The following is a 21,757-nucleotide window of genomic DNA, read 5'->3' on the forward strand; positions in this document are numbered from 1 at the left end:
TGATTTTTTGGTGTTTTTATTGTTAGTTGATAAATCCCTGATTAGCTAAATAAGAAATGTAAGTAGCTAGTAACTTATCATCAATATCTGGACAGATAATAGAAGAATCAGCAAGTCCAGTAATTACATTTTGAGAGTCAAACTGTAAAGTACCTGATTGCTCAGATTTACCGTAGGAAGTTTTAGCTGAGAAAAATGGTACAAGTGGATACAAAGGATGTTCTGGCAAGTCTCCAACAGTATTAATTAATTGCGATCGCCAATCTTGATATGGAACTTGTTTCACTTGATAACCAGAGGAGTGAATTACCCTCAATAAATTATCTGTATGCACAACTTGATTGTTGAATAAATGAAAGGCTTTATCCAAAGATTTCTCCTGTGTTGATAGATAAACTATGGCTTTACTGACATAATCAACAGGCATAATATCTTCCTGAATATCCCGATTAGGGACAGTACCAAGTTGAATACAGCCAATGATTAATTTATATAGCAAGTCATTAATATTAAAAACTCCCGTTTGGCTATGTCCAGAAACACGACCTATTCTATAAATATTAATAGGAATACCTCTATTTCTAGCAGTTGCTAATAGTTTTTCACTTACCCATTTAGTTTGTACATAGCCATTAGTATTTACAGGATGAGTATCACTGTTATCTGCTTCAGTGATTACCTGAACACCAGAAATACTTGATTGAGAAAAAATACTCGTAGTAGAAACAAAATGAACTGGTTTTGTTTTTCCTAAACAAGCTAATCTTAATATTTCTTGTGTGCCTAAAACATTAGCAGATTTTAAAACCGAATAGGGATAAATATGATTTACCCAAGCACCATTATGATAAATGACATCAAGTTGGTTAGCTAAATCTTGAAACTCACTTTTATTAAGTCCTAAATATGGTTGAGATAAATCTCCAATTACAGGAATAATTCTCTGATAAAAACTCTCATTTCCAATTAAATAAGAATCTAGGATTTCCTGTATTTTCTTTTTACCTGCTACTATATCTCTAGCTCTAACTAAACAGTAAATATTAGCTTGAGTTTGTTGTAAAAGTTCCCACAGTAAAAAAGCACCTAAAAACCCAGTAGCACCTGTTAAAAATATAGCTTGAGGTTGTTTTGCAGATTTTTGATAAGTATTTACTGGGTAAATTTGCGGGTCTAAAATAGTTTCCTGATCCCAATCTATTAGATTTTCTGGAATTAATGGATCAATAGATTCGGATTTGATAATTTTATCTAAATAAACTGCCAAATTCGCAATAGTGGCTGATTCAAATAGAAGCCGCAAAGGAAAATCTATTTGCAAAGTTGACCGAATTTTGAGCATTAATTTAGTTGTTAATAAAGAATTTCCTCCTAGTTCAAAGAAATTATCATTAATCCCCACTTTTTCCACTTTCAGAATTTCAGACCAAATTTGCGCTAATGTTAATTCTGTCTGAGTCTGAGGTGCAATAAAAGCTGTTTGTAGTTCTTGATATTCAGGCTTAGGTAAAGCACGACGATCAATTTTACCGTTAGGTGTCAGGGGAAAAGATTTCAGAATCACAAAAGCAGAAGGTATCATGTAGTTGGGTAACTGCTGTTTTAAAAATTCTTGGAATGTGGTGGAATTGATATGATTAAAATCTCCCAATTCTGGCACAATATAAGCAACTAATTTTTGTTGTTTTGGGTGATCTTCTCTCACTATCACAACGGATTCTTTTACCATAGAGTGTTTACTAAGTATGGCTTCAATTTCACCCAATTCAATTCGGAAACCTCTTAATTTAACTTGGTTATCAGTTCTACCAATCAATTCAATATTTCCATCTTGAAGCCAGCGTCCTAAATCACCTGTTTTATATAAAAAACTTCCTGTTTCTTCACAAAAACCATTCGGTATAAATTTACTAGCTGTTAATTCTGGTTTATGTAAATAACCCCGTGCTAAACCAGCGCCACCAATATAGATTTCACCGGGAATACCTACAGGTAAAAGTTGTAAATATTGGTCTAAAATATAAATTTGGGTATTAGCAAAAGGTTTTCCTATCGGTACTAATTGATCTTTAGATAATTGAGATAAATTAGTTGTATCTGTTTCAAAATAGGTACTGTCAATAGTTGCTTCTGTTAAGCCAAAAGAATTAATTAATCTAATTTTATCACCGCAATATTGACGGAATTTATCATATTCTTGAATATACCAACTATCAGAACCACAAATTAGTAATTTTAGAAAATCAAGACGTTTTTGAGTTTGTTCTAAATATTGAATTAAGTTTCTTAATACTCCCGGAACAAATTCTGCACAGTCTACTTTTTCCCGCAGCATCAGTTGATAAAGTTTTTCGGGTTCTAGTAGTAGTTCACGAGGAGAAATTACTAATTTAGCACCAGAACAAAGAGCGCGAACTAAGTCACCTGAGAAAACATCAAAAGAAAAACTAGCCATTTGTAAATGTGCGGTAATGGCTGTTAATTTATAAGCTTCTTCCCAAGCAAAATAAGTATTTATTAAATTGCGATGTTCAATCATTACTCCTTTGGATTTACCTGTAGAACCAGAGGTATAAATCACATAAGCAAGATGATTTATATTGACTTGATTTAGAGGATTTTCTAGGGATTCTTTAGTAATTTTTTGCCATTCAGAATCAATACAAATAGTTTGTCTATTCTCATCTGGTAAAACTGCTAATAGTTGTTTTTGAGTGAGAATAATTGATACTTGAGCATCTGTTAACATATATGTTAACCGCTCTTGAGGATATGCCGGATCAATTGGTAAATATGCTCCACCTGCTTTGAGAATTCCCAGCACTGCTACAACTAATTCTAAAGAACGTTCTAAACAAATTCCTACTAAAACCTCTGGTTTAACTCCTTGCTTTTGTAAGTAGTTTGCTAGTTGGTTAGCACGTTGGTTAAGTTCTTGATAAGTTAGTTGTTTTTCTTCAAAAACTGCTGCTACTGCGTCAGAATTTTTAATTACTTGTGCTTCAAATAATTGATGAATACACTGTTGAGGAATAGAAATTTGATCAGTATTTCCTGCCATGAAAATTTGCTGCTGTTCTGATGTTGTTAATAGAGGTAATTCAGAAATATTTTGTTGAGGATAAAGCACAATCCCCGCTAATAATGTTTGGAAATGTGCCAACATTCGGGTAATTCTGTCATCATCAAATAAATCAGTATTATATTCTAATGAACCTCTTAATCCTATGTCTGTTTCTACCATTGAGAGAGTTAAATCAAAATTGGCAGTTTTTCTTTCTACTTGTAAAGGTTTGATGGTTAAATCTGGTAAATGTAAAACTTCTGTGGGTGCATTTTGCAGAATAAACATGACCTGAAATAGAGAACTATGACTTAAATTTCTTTCCGGTTGTAGTTCTTCTACTAATTGTTCAAATGGTAAATCCTGATGATTATAAGCTGCTAAGGTTGTTTTTTTGACTTGGGTTAAAAGTTGGTGAAAAGTAGGATTTCCTTCTAAGTTACTTCTGAGAACTAGAGTATTAACAAAAAATCCAATTAATCCTTCTATTTCCGAACGGTTACGATTAGCAATAGGAGTACCTACTAAAATATCTTCCTGTTGAGTATAGCGATATAATAATACTTTAAATGCTGCAAGTAAGATCATAAATAAAGTAACTTCTTCCTGCTGGGAAAGGTGTTTTAATGCTGCTGTTAAGGATAGAGAAAGGGTAAAAGATTGGCTTGTACCTCTATCAGTTTGAATTGCTGGACGTGGACGATCTGTTGGTAATTCTAATATGAGTAAATTACCACTTAACTGTTGTTTCCAATAATTTAATTGAGTTTGTAAAATGTCTCTTTGTAAATATTGACGTTGCCAAACTGCAAAATCTACATATTGAATAGGTAATTCAGGTAAATTGCATTTTTGGTTACTATCAAAAGCTTTATAAAAACTTGTTAATTCCCGGATAAGTATTCCTGTAGACCAACCATCAGAAATGATGTGGTGCATGGTGAATAATATGACATGATTTGTTTCACTAAGACGTAATAAACTAACCCGCAGAAGTAAATCTTTTTCTAGATCAAAGGGTTTTTCTGCTTCGAGTTTGGCTAAACGGATAGCTTCTATTTCTCTTATGTTTTCAGAAATATTTTCTAAGACAATTATTGGTATTTGTAGGTTTGTTTCTGCCCGAATTACCTGGACTGGTTCACTATTTATAACTTGAAAGTTAGTGCGTAATATGTGATGACGATGCACTATTTGATTAATGCTATTTTCTAAGGCTAATACATTCAGCCTTCCTGCTAATTGGATAGCAGCAGGAATATTATAAGCACTGCTTTCTGGTTCTAATTGACTAAAGAACCATAGCCGTTGTTGGGCAAAAGATAAAGGAAATGTCTGAGTATCTCGACTTTGAGGTTCAATTTTAGCAGGTGCAGTTTTTCCTTTTTGTTGATTAAGTTTTTGCAGCAGTAGTTGACGTTTTTCGGGAGGAAGTTCTGCAATTTTTTGTAGTAGGTTACTCATATAATTTTTAACCTTAGTTAATTAATTGGATATCTGCGTTAGATAATTCTTCTAATTCTGCAAGCGATCGCGCTAAAATGTCTTCATCTATATCTTGGGCTAATTTTTCGGTGACAATCACGGCTAAATTAGCTACATTGGGATAATTAAAAACATCCTGTATCACTAATTCCACACCAATATCATCACGCATTTTTGATATCAACTGTGTCACTAGCAAAGAATGTCCACCTAAGCTAAAAAAGTTATTGTATATACCTACTTTTTCTATTTTCAGCACTTCTGCCCAGATATTGGCTAACTGTTCTTCAAGAGAATTACGGGGAGCAATAAAAGATTCTTTCACCTCTGCATTTAGCTGATCTGGTGCAGGAAGTATCTTTTTATTTACTTTGCCATTGCTTGTTAAAGGTAAGGTTTCTAAAGGTATAAAAGCTGTAGGTATCATGTATTCTGGAAGTTTTTCTTGCAAGAAACTCCGCAAATTAGAAATAGATAAAGAAGACTCTGGTTTAACAACCAAATAAGCAACTAAACGTTGATCTCCTGCTACATCTTCTCTTACCATTACCACTACATCTTGAACAGTGGGATGTGAGGAAAGTAAAGATTCAATTTCTCCTAATTCGATGCGAAAACCTCTCAATTTAACTTGATCATCCAAGCGTCCCAAAAATTCTAAATTCCCATCAATTCGGAAACGTACTTGATCACCAGTTTTATATAAACGCGCTCCCATTTCATTACTAAAAGGATGGGGAATAAACTTTTGGGCTGTTAATTCTGGTTGCTTGAGATAACCCCGCGCTAGTCCCGCACCACCAATATATAATTCACCTATTACCCCTTTTGGTACTGGTTGTAAATATTGATCTAAAACATAAAGTTCGGTATTAGCAATGGGATAACCAATAGGAATAGAACCTAAATAACTATCTTGTTGTGATATTTGATAAATGCAGCAGCCAACAACGGTTTCTGTTGGTCTATATTCATTAATTAAAATTGTTTCTGGGGCAAATTTTCGCCAAAAATTAATATGTTGTGTGGTTAGATTTTCACCACCAATAATGAAAGCATTAGTCCGATTTGCTACTTCTTGACTTGATAATTGTTGACTGAGTAATTCTAAATGAGCAGGAGTGATTTTGACTAAGCTTAAATTATTTCTTTGAATGAGAGTTTGCGCTAGATTTTCTATGCTTTGATTTTCTGGTAATAATTCCACTTGACTACCTACCACCAAAGGAGAAAATAAACTGGTAATAGTTAAGTCAAATCCTAAAGAAGAATGTACCAAAGTTCCTGAACCTTGCTCAACTTTATATGCCTTTGTACACCAATGCAAATAATTAACTAAACCCAAATGAGAAATTAACGTTCCCTTGGGTTTACCAGTAGAACCAGAAGTATAAATTACATAAGCAAGGTTATGACTATTTGTGTTATGAATTGGGTTGTTTTGGGGTTGTTTGTTGATGATAGACCAATCATTATCTAAACAAATAGTTGTAATATTATTTGTCTGTAAATCTGCTGCTAAACTGGCTTGAGTTAGCAATAATAGTATTTGTGTATCTGCCAAAATAAACGCTTTTCTTTCTGGGGGATAATTGGGATCAATGGGTACATAAGCTGCACCAGCTTTGAGAATGCCCAAAACAGCAATCACCATTAAAGGAGAACGTTCTATACATATTCCGATGAGGGTTTCTGTCCCTACTCCTAAACTTTGTAAATAATACGCTAGTTGATTAGCACTGTTATTTAATTCTTGATAGGTGAGTTTTTGATTTTCATAAACAATTGCAATATTATCTGGTGTCTGCTGACATTGAACTGTAAACCAATCATGAATACACTTGTATGGCAATTCTGGTGTTTTGGTATGATTAAAATTAATTAAAAGCTGCTGTTTTTGTGATTCTGAAAGAAGATTGAGACGGGAAATATTTAGTTGAGGATTTTCAACTACACTCGCTAATAAAGTGGCAAATTGATCAGCAATATTTTCTATATTAGCTTTTGTAAATAAGCTACTATCATAGTGAAATTCAACTTTTAGCTGTTCATTAAATCCACCAAAACCAGCAAGTTTAACTTCAAAGGGTTCTAAATAAACATATTGTTGATACAGTGACAGTGATATTTCCCCAGATATATATTTTTCTGGTGTTTCTATAAACTCAAAACAAAACGGGAAGAATGGTTTTTCAATTACTTGACTCTGGTTATTCACAGCAGTTTCCCAAGTAAAACTTTCCTGGTAATCTGACATTTCGCTAGTAATTTCTTTAACTAGATTTAATACACTATAAAAGCGTTTTTCATCTTCTAGATGACAAGCTACAGGTAAATATTTAGCAAACAAACCTAAGCTAGATTTTAATTCATCATAATTGCGTCCATCAAAGTAAGTACCAATAATTAAATCAGAATTACCAGTTAAACGCCATAGGAGAATTAACCAACAAGTTAATAAGAATACAGACGTTGAAGTTTGATAAATATTAGCAATTTCTTTTATTTGTATAGCTAATTCTTGATCAATTGGTAAGTTGATTAATTGCGGTTGAAATTTCGCTGTTTCATCTGGGTGCTTTTCATGAATAATTTGGCAATTTCTATTTATAGAAATATCTATTTTTTGCCAATACTTTCTTCCTAAATTTGTTTCTTCTGCTGCTAATAACTCATTAAACCATGCTGCAATATCAGCATATTGTAAAGGTTCATCTACAAGATCATCACCTTCTAAAATGGCAGTATAGCAACTACTTATTTCTGCGACTAAATTATTTAAAGTCTTGGTATCGGCACATAATGACGGTAAACTCAGGAATAAAATATATTGATTATTGTCAGTTTTGATTAATTTGGTAGAAAATAAGTAGCCTAATTCTAAGTCCCAATGCTGATTTTTTGCTTCAATTAATAACTCGTCTATTACTTGCTCTAAATTGTGATTATTTCGGAATTCATCCTCTGTAAATAAGAAAGCATTGCTACTATCTATCACCTGACTAGGAATTTTAATTCCTTGGAGACTATAAAAGTAAGTACGGAGTATTTCATTTCTGTCTACAACTTTTTGTAGGGCTTGTTTAAATACATCAATTTGTAAATTTCCTTCAATGATAACTGCACCTAAAGCCCGATAAACAGAACTGTCTTGCTGTAATTTCCACAAATGTTGTTGCTGTGGTGAAAGTTGAAATCCTTGAATTTGACTGAGCATTTTTTAACTATCCTTAATATCTAATTCGTGTATAATTTGTCATTTCGCCCATTGCTACTAATAATTTTCTTTCACCAGTAAAGGCATTTCTAGCGTGCGCTGCTAAAATATTATCTAGTAGTAAAACATCTCCTTTTTCCCAAGGAAAAGCTACTTCTAATTGCTGATAAACACCACAAATTTCTTCCATTATTGAATCTTCAATGGGAGTACCATCACCGTAGTAACAATTTCTGGGTAAATCTTCTGGTTTAAAAGATGCAAATAGTGTTTCTTTAGTTATCGGATCTAAACAAGCAGGATGCCAATGTTGAGCTTGATTAAACCAAGATAATTCTCCGGTTTGAGGATGTTTAATTACAGCCGGACAAATAGAAAGAGTCCGCAAACGATTTTCTGATTTCCATGCAAATTTGATGGCATTTTGGGAGAATTTTTTTTCAACTTCTGCCTGATTTTGGGTTTGAAATACTGTTTGCCAATTTAACCCTAATCCATCACCATAATTGCGAACATACATCACTTGTTTCTCAATAAATATATCACGGATTTTGGAATCTATTAATTGAAAAATTTGACGACTATCAACAATTGGTGTTTCTCCTCCCTGTTGTGCTGGTTGAAGACAACCAAAGATAATTTTTAAGGGAAATTGATGATTAAAAGAGTTTTCGTTATGCCATAACAGTTTTCTATCAGCCGGATAAAATACTGGGGTGTAAACTTTTCCGCTGACTGTTTCGCGGGGATGTTCACCATTTTCGTGAAACAGTTCTTGACAAATAGCTAAACCAAATTTTTCAAATATAGCTGGTGTATCAATATTGAATCCTCGAAAAAGGATAGCACCATATTTGAGTAGTTGTTTATGAATAAAATCCTGATTGAAAATTAACCAATCTGGTAAATCAATGTGATCAACTATGGGTTTAATCACTAAAGGTAGACTTCCACTATGGTTAAAAGTTTCCTTTGTAATTAATGCTTGTGTTTGTAAGTTGACAGTTTTTCTTCTGAGATTGTTGATTTCTAATTTCTTCATATTCTTATCTAGGATGTATGATTAATAGTTTTCCGCTTGATGGTTTTAATTTTTTGTTGAGTATCTTGTTTATGCTTGATTTTGGCAAGATTTTTTTGTTTTTTGTCTACTGCTGCGATCGCACCTACTAATTCTTGTAATCTAGTAGTAGAATTATTTACGACTTGATTTAGAAATATTACCCAAAATTCAAGCATTTGGGTAATGGTTACAGATGTAAATATATCTGTGTTGTATTCTAAATTAGCAATAATACCTTGTGATGTTTCTGTTAACCTCAAAATTAAATCAAGCTGAGTTGAGCTTTTAGGTATTTGGATCGAACTGATTGTTAACCCAGGAAGTTCTAATGTTGGTGTTTGTGTATTATCGAAAATGAATTTGGCTTGGAATAAGGGTGACAGATTTAGATTACGTTCTGGATTGAGAGTATTTACTAAAACATCGAAAGGTAAATCTTGATGGGAATATGCACCTAAAGTCACATCTCTTACTCTTTGTAATAATTCTGAAAATGTTGGATTATCACTAACAGAAGTTCGTAATACTAATTGATTTACAAAAAATCCAATTAACCCTTCAGTTTCAGATACATTTCTATTGGCAACATCAGTACCAACTACAATATCTTCTTGACCACTGTAGTAGTGCAGTACAGCTTTAAAAGCTGCTAATAGGGTCATAAAAATAGTAGTTCCTTCTCGCAGACTCAGACTTTTAATAGCTGCAATTAATGTTAGATTGAGTGTTAAAGTTTGTTTTGCACCCCGATAAATAGCAATATTAGGTCGAGGATAATCTGTGGGTAATTTGAGGATTGGTAAGTTTTTTAGTTGCTGTTTCCAATAAATTAATTGATTTTCTAATAACTCTTCTTTGAAACACTGATTTTGCCAAATCGCAAAGTCCGCATATTGAATTGATAGCTCTGGAAGTGGAGAAGGTTTACCCAAACAGAAAGCTTTATACAATTCTACTAATTCTTTAATTAAAACTCCTGTAGACCAACCATCAGAGATAATGTGGTGCATAGTCAAAAGCAGTATATAATCTGCTTCAGTTAACCGGATAAGGGTAACTCTTACCAATGATTCTTTATCTAAAGAAAAAGGCTTTACAGCTTCTTGTTGAGCTAATTTATTGGCTGTATGCTCCCGTTCATTATCTGCTAATTCGCTGATGTCTATGATACTTATTTTTAAAGTTAGAGATGGAGCAATAACTTGAATTGGTTCTCCATTAACTACAGTAAAGTTAGTACGAAGAATTTCATGCCGGCGAACAATTTCATTAAGACTTTGTTCTAAGACTGAAATATTTAGTAAGCCAACAATATGCACAGCATCAAAAATGTTGAAGGCAGTGCTATTAAGCTGTAATTGATCTAGATACCACAATCTTTGTTGAGAAAAAGACAGAGGTATCTTTTCTGATCTAGAAGCAGGTTTAATCGTTGGTAAGTTCAGTTGTAACTCTGCTTTTGTAGCTTTTTCGATTTCTTTAGCTAATTCTGATACTGTTGGTGATTCAAATAAACAACGCAGAGGTAATTCTATTTGGAAAGCTTTGCGAATTTGAGAAATAACACGAGTTGCTAACAGAGAATGACCACCTAATTCAAAGAAGTTGTTATCATTCCCTACTTGTTTGATATCTAAAATATCAGCCCAAATACCAGCGAGGATTTCTTGAACTGGGGTCAAAGTTAGGGAAGTATTTGCTTCTGACTGCTGTATTCTATCAGGTGCAGGTAAGCCACGACGGTTGATTTTGCCATTGGGTGTGAGAGGAATTTTTTCTAACACTACAAAGGCAGAAGGTATCATGTAATCTGGTAATTTCGATTTTAAGAAGTTACGTAATTCTAAGACAGAGATTTCTGTACAATGAGGAACGATATAAGCAACTAGGCGTTTGTCATCTTGCCTGTTTTCTCTGACTATCACTACAGTTTCTCTAATTTCTGGGTGTTGATTAATTGCTGCTTCAATTTCCCCAATTTCGATCCGGAAACCACGCACTTTAACTTGATGATCTGCACGTCCAAGAAACTCTATATTCCAGTTCGCTAGGTAACGAGCTAAATCACCAGTTTTGTAAAGACGCGCACCTAGTTCATTACTAAAAAAGTCAGGAATAAACTTTTGTGCCGTTAATTCTGCACTGTTTAAATAACCTCTACCTACTCCCACTCCGCCTATATAAAGTTCTCCTACTACTCCTATGGGAACAGGATTTAAATATTTATCTAGCAGGTATATGTGAGTGTTGGCAATGGGACAACCAATAGGTATTGTAGTTGTTAATATGCTATCTTTCTCGCATTTCCAAAATGTGACATCTACAGCCGCTTCTGTTGGCCCATATAAATTATGTAATTCAGCATCCAAATGTTTGAAAAAACGGTTTTTCAGTTCAATTGATAATGCTTCACCACTACAAATCACCCGTTTGATACAGTTACATTCCTCAACGCCTGATTGTTCCAGAAATACTTGAAGCATTGATGGTACAAAATGTACAGTGGTAATTTGTTTCTGTGTAATTATATTGACTAAATAATTGCTGTCTTTATGTCCATCTGGTTGAGCTATTACTAAACGCGCACCAGTCAACAAGGGTAAGAAAAATTCCCAAACTGATACATCGAAACTGAAGGGGGTTTTCTGCAAAACTCTGTCTGCTGCTGTTAATTTGCAATAGTCTTGCATCCACAGCAAGCGGTTAGAGATTGCTCGATGTCTATTCATTGCTCCCTTTGGTTTACCGGTAGAACCAGAGGTATAGATGACATAAGCTAAATTTTCCGGTGTAAGATGGCAAACAGGGTTTTCTATACTTTCATAGCTTATAGCTTGGCTGTTGCTATCCAAACAAAATACTCTAGCTTGGTGATTAGGTAAACTCTCAACTAAGTTTTGCTGGATTAATAACACTGAAACTTGAGAGTTTTCTAACATGAAAGCTAATCTTTCTTGGGGATAGCTGGGGTCTAGGGGTACATAAGCACCACCAGCTTTGAGAATTGCCAATAGTCCAATCACCATTTCTAGCGATCGCTCTACACAAATCCCTACCAATATCTCTGGACTTACTCCCAGTTTTTGCAGGTAATGCGCAAGTTGATTGGCTCTTTCATTAAGTTGTCGATAGGTTAAAGATTCATTCTCAAATACTACTGCTATAGCATCGGGGGTTTTCTCTACCTGAGCTTCAAATAGTTGATGAATACATTTGTCTTGAGGATATTCAAATTGGGTATGATTCCATTCTAGAAATTGCTTTTGTTCAGTTTTAGTTAATAGAGCTAATTCCTCAATTATTTGCTCTGGATTAGTAATAATACTCTCCAGTAAAGTTTGGAAATGACCCTGCATTCTCTTGATAGTAGAAACATCAAAGAGATCGGTATTGTATTGCAAGTTGCCTATTAATCCTTGTTCAGTTTCTACCATTGATAAACACAAATCAAACTTAACTGTGTGATTGTGGAACTCTAAACTTTCCCAAGTTAAATTCGGTATTTCTAATGTTTTATTTGGTGTATTTTGTAGTTGAAACATCACCTGAAATAAGGCTGTGTGGCTAAAGTTACGTTCTGGTTGGAGTTTTTCGACTATTTTCTCAAAAGGTAAATCTTGATGGGCATAAGCTTCTAAAGCTACTTGTCGAACTTGTCGCAACAGTTGCCGAAAGCTCGGTTTATTACTCAGGTCAGTTCGTAAGACTAAAGTATTAACAAAAAAGCCAATTAGCGTTTCTAATTCTTCTCGGTTACGACCTGCTATAGTTGTGCCAACCAAAATATCTGTTTGTTGGGTATAACGATAAAGTAAAACTTTAAAAGCAGTAAGTAAAGTAATAAATAAAGTAGCTTCTTCCTGTTGTGAAAGTGTTTTGAGAGCCTGGGTTAATTCTGGTGATAAACTAAAAGATAGTTGAGAACCCCGATTACTCATTACGGGTGGTCTAGGATAGTCAGTAGGTAGTTCTATGACAGCAGGTGCATCTGCTAGTTGTTTTTCCCAATAGGATCTTTGCTTTTCTAAAACTTCTCCTGTGAGGTAGTTTTTTTGCCAAATAGCATAGTCTACATATTGGATTGGTAGTTCTTTGAGGGGTGAAATTTGACCGTTAGAGAAAGCTTGGTAAAGAGTGGTGAGTTCTTGTAGTAAGATTGCAAATGACCAGCGATCGCAGATAATATGGTGCATGGTTAGCAGTAATACATACTCTGTTTCGCTTAATTGCAGTAGTTTAACTCGGATGAGTGGATTTTCACTTAAATCAAATAGTTGCGAAGCTTCCTCAATAGCTAGGCGTTTAACTTCGATTGTTTGTTCTGGAGGCGTTAGTAACTCAAGGCTAACTATAGGTAAATTTAAGTTAAAGTGAGGGAAAATAATGGGGATTGCTTTTCCTTCTACTGTAGTAAATATAGTTCTGAGAGATTCATGTCGGCGGACTATTTCATTCAGACTTTTTTCTAATACAAATACATCCAGAATACCCCGTAAGCATAAAGCTGTTGGCTCATTATATAGAGGCTGATTTGGATCTAACTGTTCTAGAAACCATAGTCTTTCTTGGGCAAAAGATAAAGGAATTGAATCTGAATGTTGACGACAAGGTATAGTATTATTCTGCAATTTACCTTGCATTAATTTTGCTAATAAAGCTTTTTTAGCTGTTGATAAATTAGCTTTTTTTTGTAATAGTAAATCAGATTCAGACATATTGCCACTCTCAGCTATTCAAAAGATTTGATTGATATCTACAATTTAGGCTTAGTTTTATTACTTACAGGACTTACGCAACTGGCACATTGGTAGGGTGCGTCAGATATTAACAATCCGTTTATTTGCAGAATTTATGCAGTCTGACGCACCCTACAACTAAACGCCCAAAAGACGTTGTGCTTCTTCTTCCGATAAATCTGCAATTTTTTCTAAAATTAGGTGTTCTACTATCTCAGCTAGATTGGCAATTGTAGAACTTTCAGAAAATAAACTACTCAGAGGAATTTCTATTAAAAATGTTTTTCTTACTTGAGAAATTACCTGAGTCGCTAATAGAGAATGTCCACCTAATTCAAAGAAATTATCATATATACCCACCTTGTCTAAACCCAAAGTCTGTTGCCATAATTCCGTAATACTTTGTTCTATAATGCTGCGAGGAGCAACATAAGGATTATGGAGATGAGGACGGGGATGGAGTTGTTGAGAAAACTTTATTTGGCTAACTTGTTGCTCTAGATTATTTAACTCTGTTGCCAAATTTATATTAGCATAACTTCGTTGAATTTGTTCCTCAATATTTTGTTTGCTTACTACTACTTGAGATAAGCGACCATGTAAAATTCTGCTAAAAACTTCTATCCCATTTTGGGGTGATATAGCTTTATTTAGATGCTGTGCGCGGCGGTTTTTTAGTTCCTCTGGGATAGCTGTATTTACTAACATTCCTACTTCTTGCCAACCACACCAATTTATAGTGATAGTTAGGGGTTTTTGTTGAAAATACTTGCTTTGGGCAAATCCATCTAAGAAAGCATTAGCAGCACAATAATCTACTTGTCCCAAACCACCAAGAATTGATGTTAAGGATGAGCAAAGAACAAAGAAATCTAACTTTTTATTACAGAAAACAGTATCAATTACTAAAGTTCCTTGGACTTTTGGTGCTAGTACATTTTGGGCTGTTTCCGGTGTTTTCAGTTGAATAATCCCACCACCAGCTACACCTGCGGTGTGAATTACACCGTTAATTTCACCAAATTGTGCTAATACTTGATTTTTAACAGATTGCATTTGTTCTAGGTTGGTAACATCAGCAGTTAAAACTAGGACTTCAGCACCAATATTTTCTAAATTTTGTAACTTTTTGATGTTTTGAATAACAGGATTTTGGTGATCATGGTTTATTAGCCATTCTTCCCATTTATCACGTTTGGGAAATTGAGAACGCCCGATTAACACTAACTTTGCTTTTACTGTTTGGGCTAAATATTCTCCTAGTGTTAAACCAATACCTCCCAGACCTCCAGTAATAACATATACTCCCCCTTGTCTTAGTGGCGAATTTTCTAAACTGGCTGTTTCTAACTGAGTTTTTTCAAAAGTTTGTATCCAGCGATGTTGCCCCCGATAAGCAATAATTAATTCTTGAGAATTAGATATTAGTTCAGTTAAAACTTTCTCTATCAGTTGTTGTTTTTTGAGTTCCTGCTGAGGAATTATTATATCAATATTCCGGCAGGTAATATTAGTAAACTCCTGACTAATTACCTTACACGCACCCAACACAGTTGTTTTTTCAGGAGATAAATTTTCTTCTCCAGTCACATTATGCAGATTATTAGTAATAACCATAATTTGCACTTGATCATTAATAGGCTGCTGTCCTAATGCTTGAGCAAGAAAAAGTAAACTCCAAAAACCAAAATCAATTTCTGATAAAGATTGATTATTTGGAGTTATTCCCCAGCAATGAAATATGATTTGTGGGATTTTATTACTCAAGCACAAATCTTGAATTAAAGCATCATAATCAGATTTAGTTTGAGGATGAATACTATAAACACCATCCCTGAGTTTAGTAAATTTGTCTCCCGCTTGTACAATAATTACATCTTGTCCTTGTTGTTGTAATTCTTGAACAAGTTCTGTACCTATTCTTAAACCATCAATAAATACTAAACAACATTGTTTTTCCGGCATCATCTGTTTATTAACAGATGTTTTTAGAGGTATTGTTTGTTTCCAAACAGGAACGTAAAACCAATCATTGATATCTTGAGAAATCAGGTCTACTTTTGTTTGTGGTTCTATCCAAAATCTTTGTCGTTCAAAAGGATATGTGGGTAAAGGAACGCGGTAACGAGGCTGGGAATTATAAAATTCTGACCAGTTAATCTCAATTCCAGCTTGCCAAAGTTGACCAAGGGTGTTGAATAAAAAAGCTACATCTGATTGTTGTTCTTGAGGATGGCGTAGAGAAGATAATATAGTTTGTGATCCTTCTAGCTGTTTCACTAAGTTACTTAATACCTTACCTGGACCAACTTCTAAGAAAATTTGCTCTGGTTTGTTCCCTAATTCAGTCATACCCTCATAAAAACGTACTGTTTGCCGCAAATGCTGTCCCCAGTAGTGAGAATCAGTTGCTTGGGCGGTTGTAATCCAAGTACCTGTAACATTAGAAATAAAGGGAATTTGGGGAGATTGTAAGTTAATTTTGCTTAAATACTCTTGAAATTCCTCAATGATGGGATTCATCATTTGGGAATGAAAGGCGTGGGAATTGTGCAAATTACGGCACTCTACACCTTTATCTACAAGTTGTTGATGTAGTGCTTCTATTGCTGTATGAGTTCCTGAAACCACGCATAAACTAGGGGCATTATTGGCAGCTAAAGATAAATTTTCATTCAGTAAAGGTTTAATTTCTGCTGCTGACAGGAAAACAGCCAACATTGCGCCTGATGGTAGTTGCTGCATCAATTTTCCCCGCATAGCCACCAGTGCTAAAGCATCTTCGAGGGTGAAAACATCAGCCAGACAAGCAGCCACATATTCCCCAATACTGTGACCAATCATTGCTTGTGGGTTGACTCCCCAGGTGATCCATAATTTAGCTAGTGCATATTCAATGACAAATAGCGCAGGTTGGGTAATAGCAGTTTGGGTTAATTGCTGTGTTGCTTCGGAAGTTGCTGTGGTGGGATAGAGGATTGGGCGTAAATCTAATCCTAAATGGGGTTTGAGTAGTTGGCAGCAATTATCCACCTGTTCCCTGAAAATGGCTTCTGTTTCGTACAGTTCTCGACCCATGTTTACATATTGAGAACCCTGACCAGGAAACATAAATATAATTGCAGGATGTTCGGCTTGAGAAGATGGGGTGTTGTGAGTTTCTAAAACTTGAATTGCATCTTCAATATTTTCACAGATTGCTATGTGGCGATGTTCAAAACTCCGACGACCCACGCTCAGGGTATACGCAACATCAGCCAAATTAACATCAGGATGCTGCTTGAGATGTTGGGCTAAATTATGGGTAGCAGTTTCTAATGCAGATTCAGTTTTGGCAGAAATGACTAACAACTGATATCCTCTCCCCTGCACCTCTGCACCTCTGCTCCCCTGCTCAATAATCGGTGCTTCTTCAAGAATAATATGGGCATTTGTGCCACCAATACCAAAAGAACTCACTCCAGCGCGGCGTGGGTGGTTTGGTGAATGCCATTCTTTTAGTTGGTTATTGACATAAAAAGGACTGTTGGCAAAGTCAATTTGGGGATTAGGTGAGGCAAAATTTAAACTCGGTGGAATTTGCTTGTTTTTTAATGCCAAAACTGTTTTGATGAAACCAGCAATACCAGCAGCAGCATCTAAATGTCCAATGTTAGTTTTGACTGAAGATAAGGCACAAAAATTTTGTTTTTGAGTATAAAGGGAGAAGGATTTTTTTAAAGCCGCAATTTCGATAGGGTCGCCTAAAACTGTTGCTGTACCGTGAGTTTCTATGTAGCTAACTGTTTCTGGATCAACTCCTGATACTGCTAATGCTTCGGTGATGACTTTGGCTTGTCCATCAATACTAGGTGCTGTATAACCGACTTTGAGAGAACCATCATTATTAACAGCCGTACCTTTGATGATAGCGTGAATGCGATCGCCATCTCTCATAGCATCTGACAAACGTTTGAAAACTACAACGCCAACACCATTACCATTAAGAGTACCTTTGGCTTGTGCATCAAAGGCGCGACAATGACCATCTGATGATAAAATTCCTCCTTCTTGGTAAAGATAACCTGTTGTTTGATTTGCAGATATGGAAACTCCGCCAGCTACAGCAATATCACATTCATGATTGAGTAAGCTTTGACAGGCTAAATGAATCCCCACTAAGGAACTAGAACAGCCTGTTTGAACATTAATCGCTGAACCTTTGAAGTTTAATTTATAAGCTACTCTTGTGGCTAAGTTATCAGCACGGTTATTATGTCTGATTTGGTCAAAGCCGACTAATTTAATTAATTCGGAATTGGGTAAAAGATTGAATAAAAAGTAAGTGTTAATACTAGAACTAGCATAAATACTAATTTGTTCTTGATCAGTTTCAGTGTTATAGCCAGCATTTTCTAAAGCTTCCCAAGCAACTTCTAAAAAAATCCGTTGCTGGGGGTCCATAATTTCTGCTTCTCTGGGAGAGTAATCAAAGAAAGAAGCAGCAAATAATTCAATATCTTCTAATACGAATCCTGCTTTCACATAATGAGGATTATTTAGTAGTTGTGCATCTACACCCTGGGCTTGCAACTCTGTATCAGTAAATTCAGTTAAAGCCTCTACTCCGTCGCGGAGATTCTGCCAATAAGCATCGAGATTATTAGCTTTGGGGAATCTCCCAGCCATACCAATAATAGCGATATCAGTTTCACAAATTTGGTTCTTGTTTTCTATGTTGTTCATGGCTTGATTTAAGGTTTTCAATTATTTAAGTTATGTTTAATTTCTTCTTTTTGAGTGAGCATTTTTGCGATTTGCTGCCCTTTGTTGAGTTTCTACTAATGTCGCTGTTTTTGGTTGAGCTTGAGTTAAATATTCAGATAGAGAACTAATGGTTGGATGTGCAAATAAATGGGTAATGGCAATATCAACAGGAAACATATCTCGAAGTTTGGCGTGAACTTGAACTAGGAGTAATGAATGGCCACCAATATCGAAGAAGTTATCATTAATTCCTACTTTTCCTATTTGCAGAAGTTGTTGCCAAAGTTGAGCGATCGCTTGTTCTATTTCTGTTTTTGGTGGTTCATATTTTACTGCTAATTCTGAAGAGAGACTCTCAATATCTGGTAATGCTTGACGGTCTATTTTACCGTTAGGTGTTAAAGGTAATTTTTTCAGAATACCAAAGGCTGATGGCAGCATATAATCTGGTAGTTTCTGTTTGAGAAAACTCCGCAATTCATTAATATTTATTGTCGCTTTTGCTTGAGGAACAAGATAAGCTATTAAGCGTTGATTATTTTCAGATTGTTGAACTGTAACTACAGCTTGTTGTATAGTTGGATGTTGACCCAGAGTTAGTTCTATTTCTGCTAATTCAATGCGGAATCCGCGAATTTTGACTTGGTTATCAACTCTACCCAGGAATTCTATATTACCATCTTCTAAATAACGGACGCGATCGCCTGTTTTATACAGACGTAAATCTTGACCGAGGAAGGAATGGTAAATAAACCGTTCTGCTGTGAGTTCTGGTTGGTTTAAATAACCGCGACTTAATCCTGCACCACTAATATAAAGTTCACCTCGTACACCCAGAGGGACTGGTTTTAAGTCTTCATCTAAGATATAAACTTGAGTATTAGCAAGTGGACGACCTAAAGGAACTGTCTCGGAAGTTAATTCATCATCTTGATTTGCCACTGCATAAGTTAAAACGCCAATAGTGGTTTCTGTTGGTCCATAATGATTAAATATTTGACAGTTTGGTGCTTGCTGTTGAATTTGAGAAATTAATTTCCAACTAGCTATTTCACCACCCAAAATTAAGCATTGACGGGGAATAATAGATACTGCTAATGGAGTTGCGGACAGGAATGCAGCGAGGTGAGAAGGGACAATTTTTAAACAATCAATCGGATGTTGACGACAATATTCAGCTAACTCCACAGCATTTCCTACCCGTGCTGAGGAAATGATATGTAAACAGCCTCCTCTGCAAAGAGAAGGGAAAATCATTGTATTTCCCAAGTCTGCACTCAAACTAGAAACGGTGGCATAGTTTGCAGTTGTTGGTAAGTTGAGTTCATGAGCTATCGCATTGATATAATTGAACAATTGTCGGTGTTCTGCGGCCACTCCTTTTGGTTTACCTGTAGAACCGGAAGTAAAGATAACATAAACAAGATTTTCCGGTTTTACTTCCGTATGAGGATTTTTATTACTTTCGACTGCAATATTTTCCCAATCTGCATCAATAGCAATTACTTTTTCTTTTTCAAAACGATTAATTAATGATTGCTGAGTAATTACTAATGATGTTTTTGCCTCTTGTAATCGTAAGTTGAGAGCTTCTGTTGGTAAATTAGATTCAAGTGGTAAATATACTCCACCTGCTTTGAGAATACCTAATAAACCAACAATCATTTCTAAGGAACGTTCTACGCACAAACCAACTACAAAATCTGGCTGTACCCCTTGCTTTTTCAGATAGTGTGCTAGTTGATTAGCTTTACAGTTTAATTCTTTATATGTGATTTCTTCATTTTCAAACACTACAGCAACTTGATTTGGTGTTTTTTCTACCTGCTCTGCAAATAATTCATGAATACATTTTTCACGATCATACTCAATTTTTGTTTGATTAAATTCAACTAACAATTGTTGACATTCACTGTCGCTGAGTATTTCTAATTCACTAATAGGTATATTTGAATTATTGAGAGTATTTATCAATAATGTTTGAAAATTTTTTGCTAGTCTTTGAATTGTTGCTTGAGAAAAGCAATTAATATCATAGTAAAACTCTGCAACTAAACTATGATTGTCCTGTAAACAAGATAATTTAACTTTAAAAGGTTCAATCAAACTGTAGATTTCTTGTAAGGTAAATTTGACTTCTATATCATCAGAGTTATGAACAGAAATATTATTAAATTCAAAACCAATGGGGAATGCTATCAAACCATCAGTTTCTACAGCTTCAGGTACAAAATAATCTTGCCATTCAGTAGCATTTTCTAATGTTTGTTTGACTACTGCTAATACTTCTATAAAGTTTAAATTAGGAGTAAATTTAGTTTTAATTGGTAGCCAATTTGCTAATAAGCCAAGTACATCATTAAGTTCTTCATATTCACGGCGACTAGCTGCTGTACCAATGACAATTTCTGATTCTCCTGTGAGTCGCCAAATCAATATTTGCCAACAGGCTAGTAATATAATATCAAGCTTCATATCATACTTTTTGGCAAATTCATCAATTGCATCAGATAATTCTTGGCTAATGGCTAACTTATACCTATCAGTTATAAATTTATTACTCTTTTTTGTCTGTTCATTAGGTAATTTTAATGCTGATAAAGAGTTAATTTTTTGTTGTTGCCAATATGCTTGTGCTTCCGCTGCATCTTCGTCTGTAAGTAATTGATTTTGCCATTCAGAAAATTGGACATACTGTACAGAATTTAAATTTAATTCTTTACCTTTAAAGCATTTTTCATAACCTTGACTAATTTGATTAACCAAGTTTTTGATTGTTCTATTATCTGCACATAAAGCAGGTAGAGAAATCATGAAAATATGTTGATTATCCAACAATTTGATTAAACATAACCGCAGTGGTAAATCTTGAGATTTATTTTGATATTCCTGTCTTGCTTGCCAAAATAACTCTTGAATTTTCTCAGCAATATCTTCTTGAGATAAATTACTTAAATCCAAATATTCCCAATCAAATAAACTCTGATTGCCAAATACCATAACCGGGTTTTTAGCTCCAGGTAAGGAATAAAAGTTTGTTTTCAAGATATCATGATCATTAATAATTTTCTGAAGAGTATTTTCCAGTATCTCTAGTCGGAGATTACCGTCAATTAAAATACTACATTGGGAGCAGAAAGCAGAACTATTTTGTTGTAAATTCCACAGTCTTTTTTGTTGAGGAGCAAGTTGAAAGCCACTAATTACTTGAGTTTGCATAGTTTTAAAGAACAGTTATTTTTGAATATCTTGACTATTAATCATTTCTGCCATTGCGACAACGATTTTACGCTCTCCCAAATAGGGATTTCTAGCGTGAGCAGCCAGCATATTAAGTAGGTAAACCGAAAAATTTAAAGGTATGTGACGAAATGTAAATTCAATGAATGCCTTACAAATAGGTTGTTTTACGGGTTTCACAAAACTAAACATATATTGGTTTTATT

Annotated in this window: 7 protein-coding genes; all 7 read right to left on the reverse strand. The window is 34.8% G+C overall.

From position 1 onward, the window contains the following. Positions 1-22: 22 nt before the first annotated feature. Positions 23-4,528, reverse strand: coding sequence for a non-ribosomal peptide synthetase (locus tag FJR05_RS09805; protein ID WP_168643927.1), 4,506 nt, complete (start codon positions 4,526-4,528; stop codon positions 23-25). Positions 4,529-4,541: 13 nt separating this feature from the next. Further along, positions 4,542-7,766, reverse strand: a complete 3,225-nt coding sequence (locus tag FJR05_RS09810) for a non-ribosomal peptide synthetase (protein WP_168643928.1) — start codon at positions 7,764-7,766, stop codon at positions 4,542-4,544. A 13-nt stretch (positions 7,767-7,779) separates the two neighbouring features. Next, positions 7,780-8,808 (reverse strand): TauD/TfdA family dioxygenase, encoded by a 1,029-nt coding sequence (locus FJR05_RS09815; RefSeq protein WP_168643929.1) that lies wholly within the window; start codon positions 8,806-8,808, stop codon positions 7,780-7,782. An 8-nt stretch (positions 8,809-8,816) separates the two neighbouring features. Further along, entirely contained in the window at positions 8,817-13,544 is a 4,728-nt protein-coding gene (locus FJR05_RS09820; RefSeq protein WP_168643930.1) for a non-ribosomal peptide synthetase, read from the reverse strand. Between the two features lie 159 nt (positions 13,545-13,703). After that, positions 13,704-18,290, reverse strand: coding sequence for a type I polyketide synthase (locus tag FJR05_RS09825; RefSeq protein WP_168643931.1), 4,587 nt, complete (start codon positions 18,288-18,290; stop codon positions 13,704-13,706). A gap of 36 nt (positions 18,291-18,326) precedes the next feature. Further along, positions 18,327-21,530 carry a non-ribosomal peptide synthetase gene (locus tag FJR05_RS09830; protein WP_168643932.1) on the reverse strand — a complete coding sequence of 1,068 codons (3,204 nt, stop codon included), beginning with the start codon at positions 21,528-21,530 and terminating at the stop codon, positions 18,327-18,329. Positions 21,531-21,545: 15 nt separating this feature from the next. Beyond that, positions 21,546-21,743 carry a hypothetical protein gene (locus tag FJR05_RS09835; RefSeq protein WP_168643933.1) on the reverse strand — a complete coding sequence of 66 codons (198 nt, stop codon included), beginning with the start codon at positions 21,741-21,743 and terminating at the stop codon, positions 21,546-21,548. Positions 21,744-21,757: the final 14 nt, after the last annotated feature.

Origin of the sequence: Dolichospermum sp. UHCC 0259 (assembly GCF_009711935.1) — a bacterium.
Taxonomy (GTDB): Bacteria; Cyanobacteriota; Cyanobacteriia; order Cyanobacteriales; family Nostocaceae; genus Dolichospermum.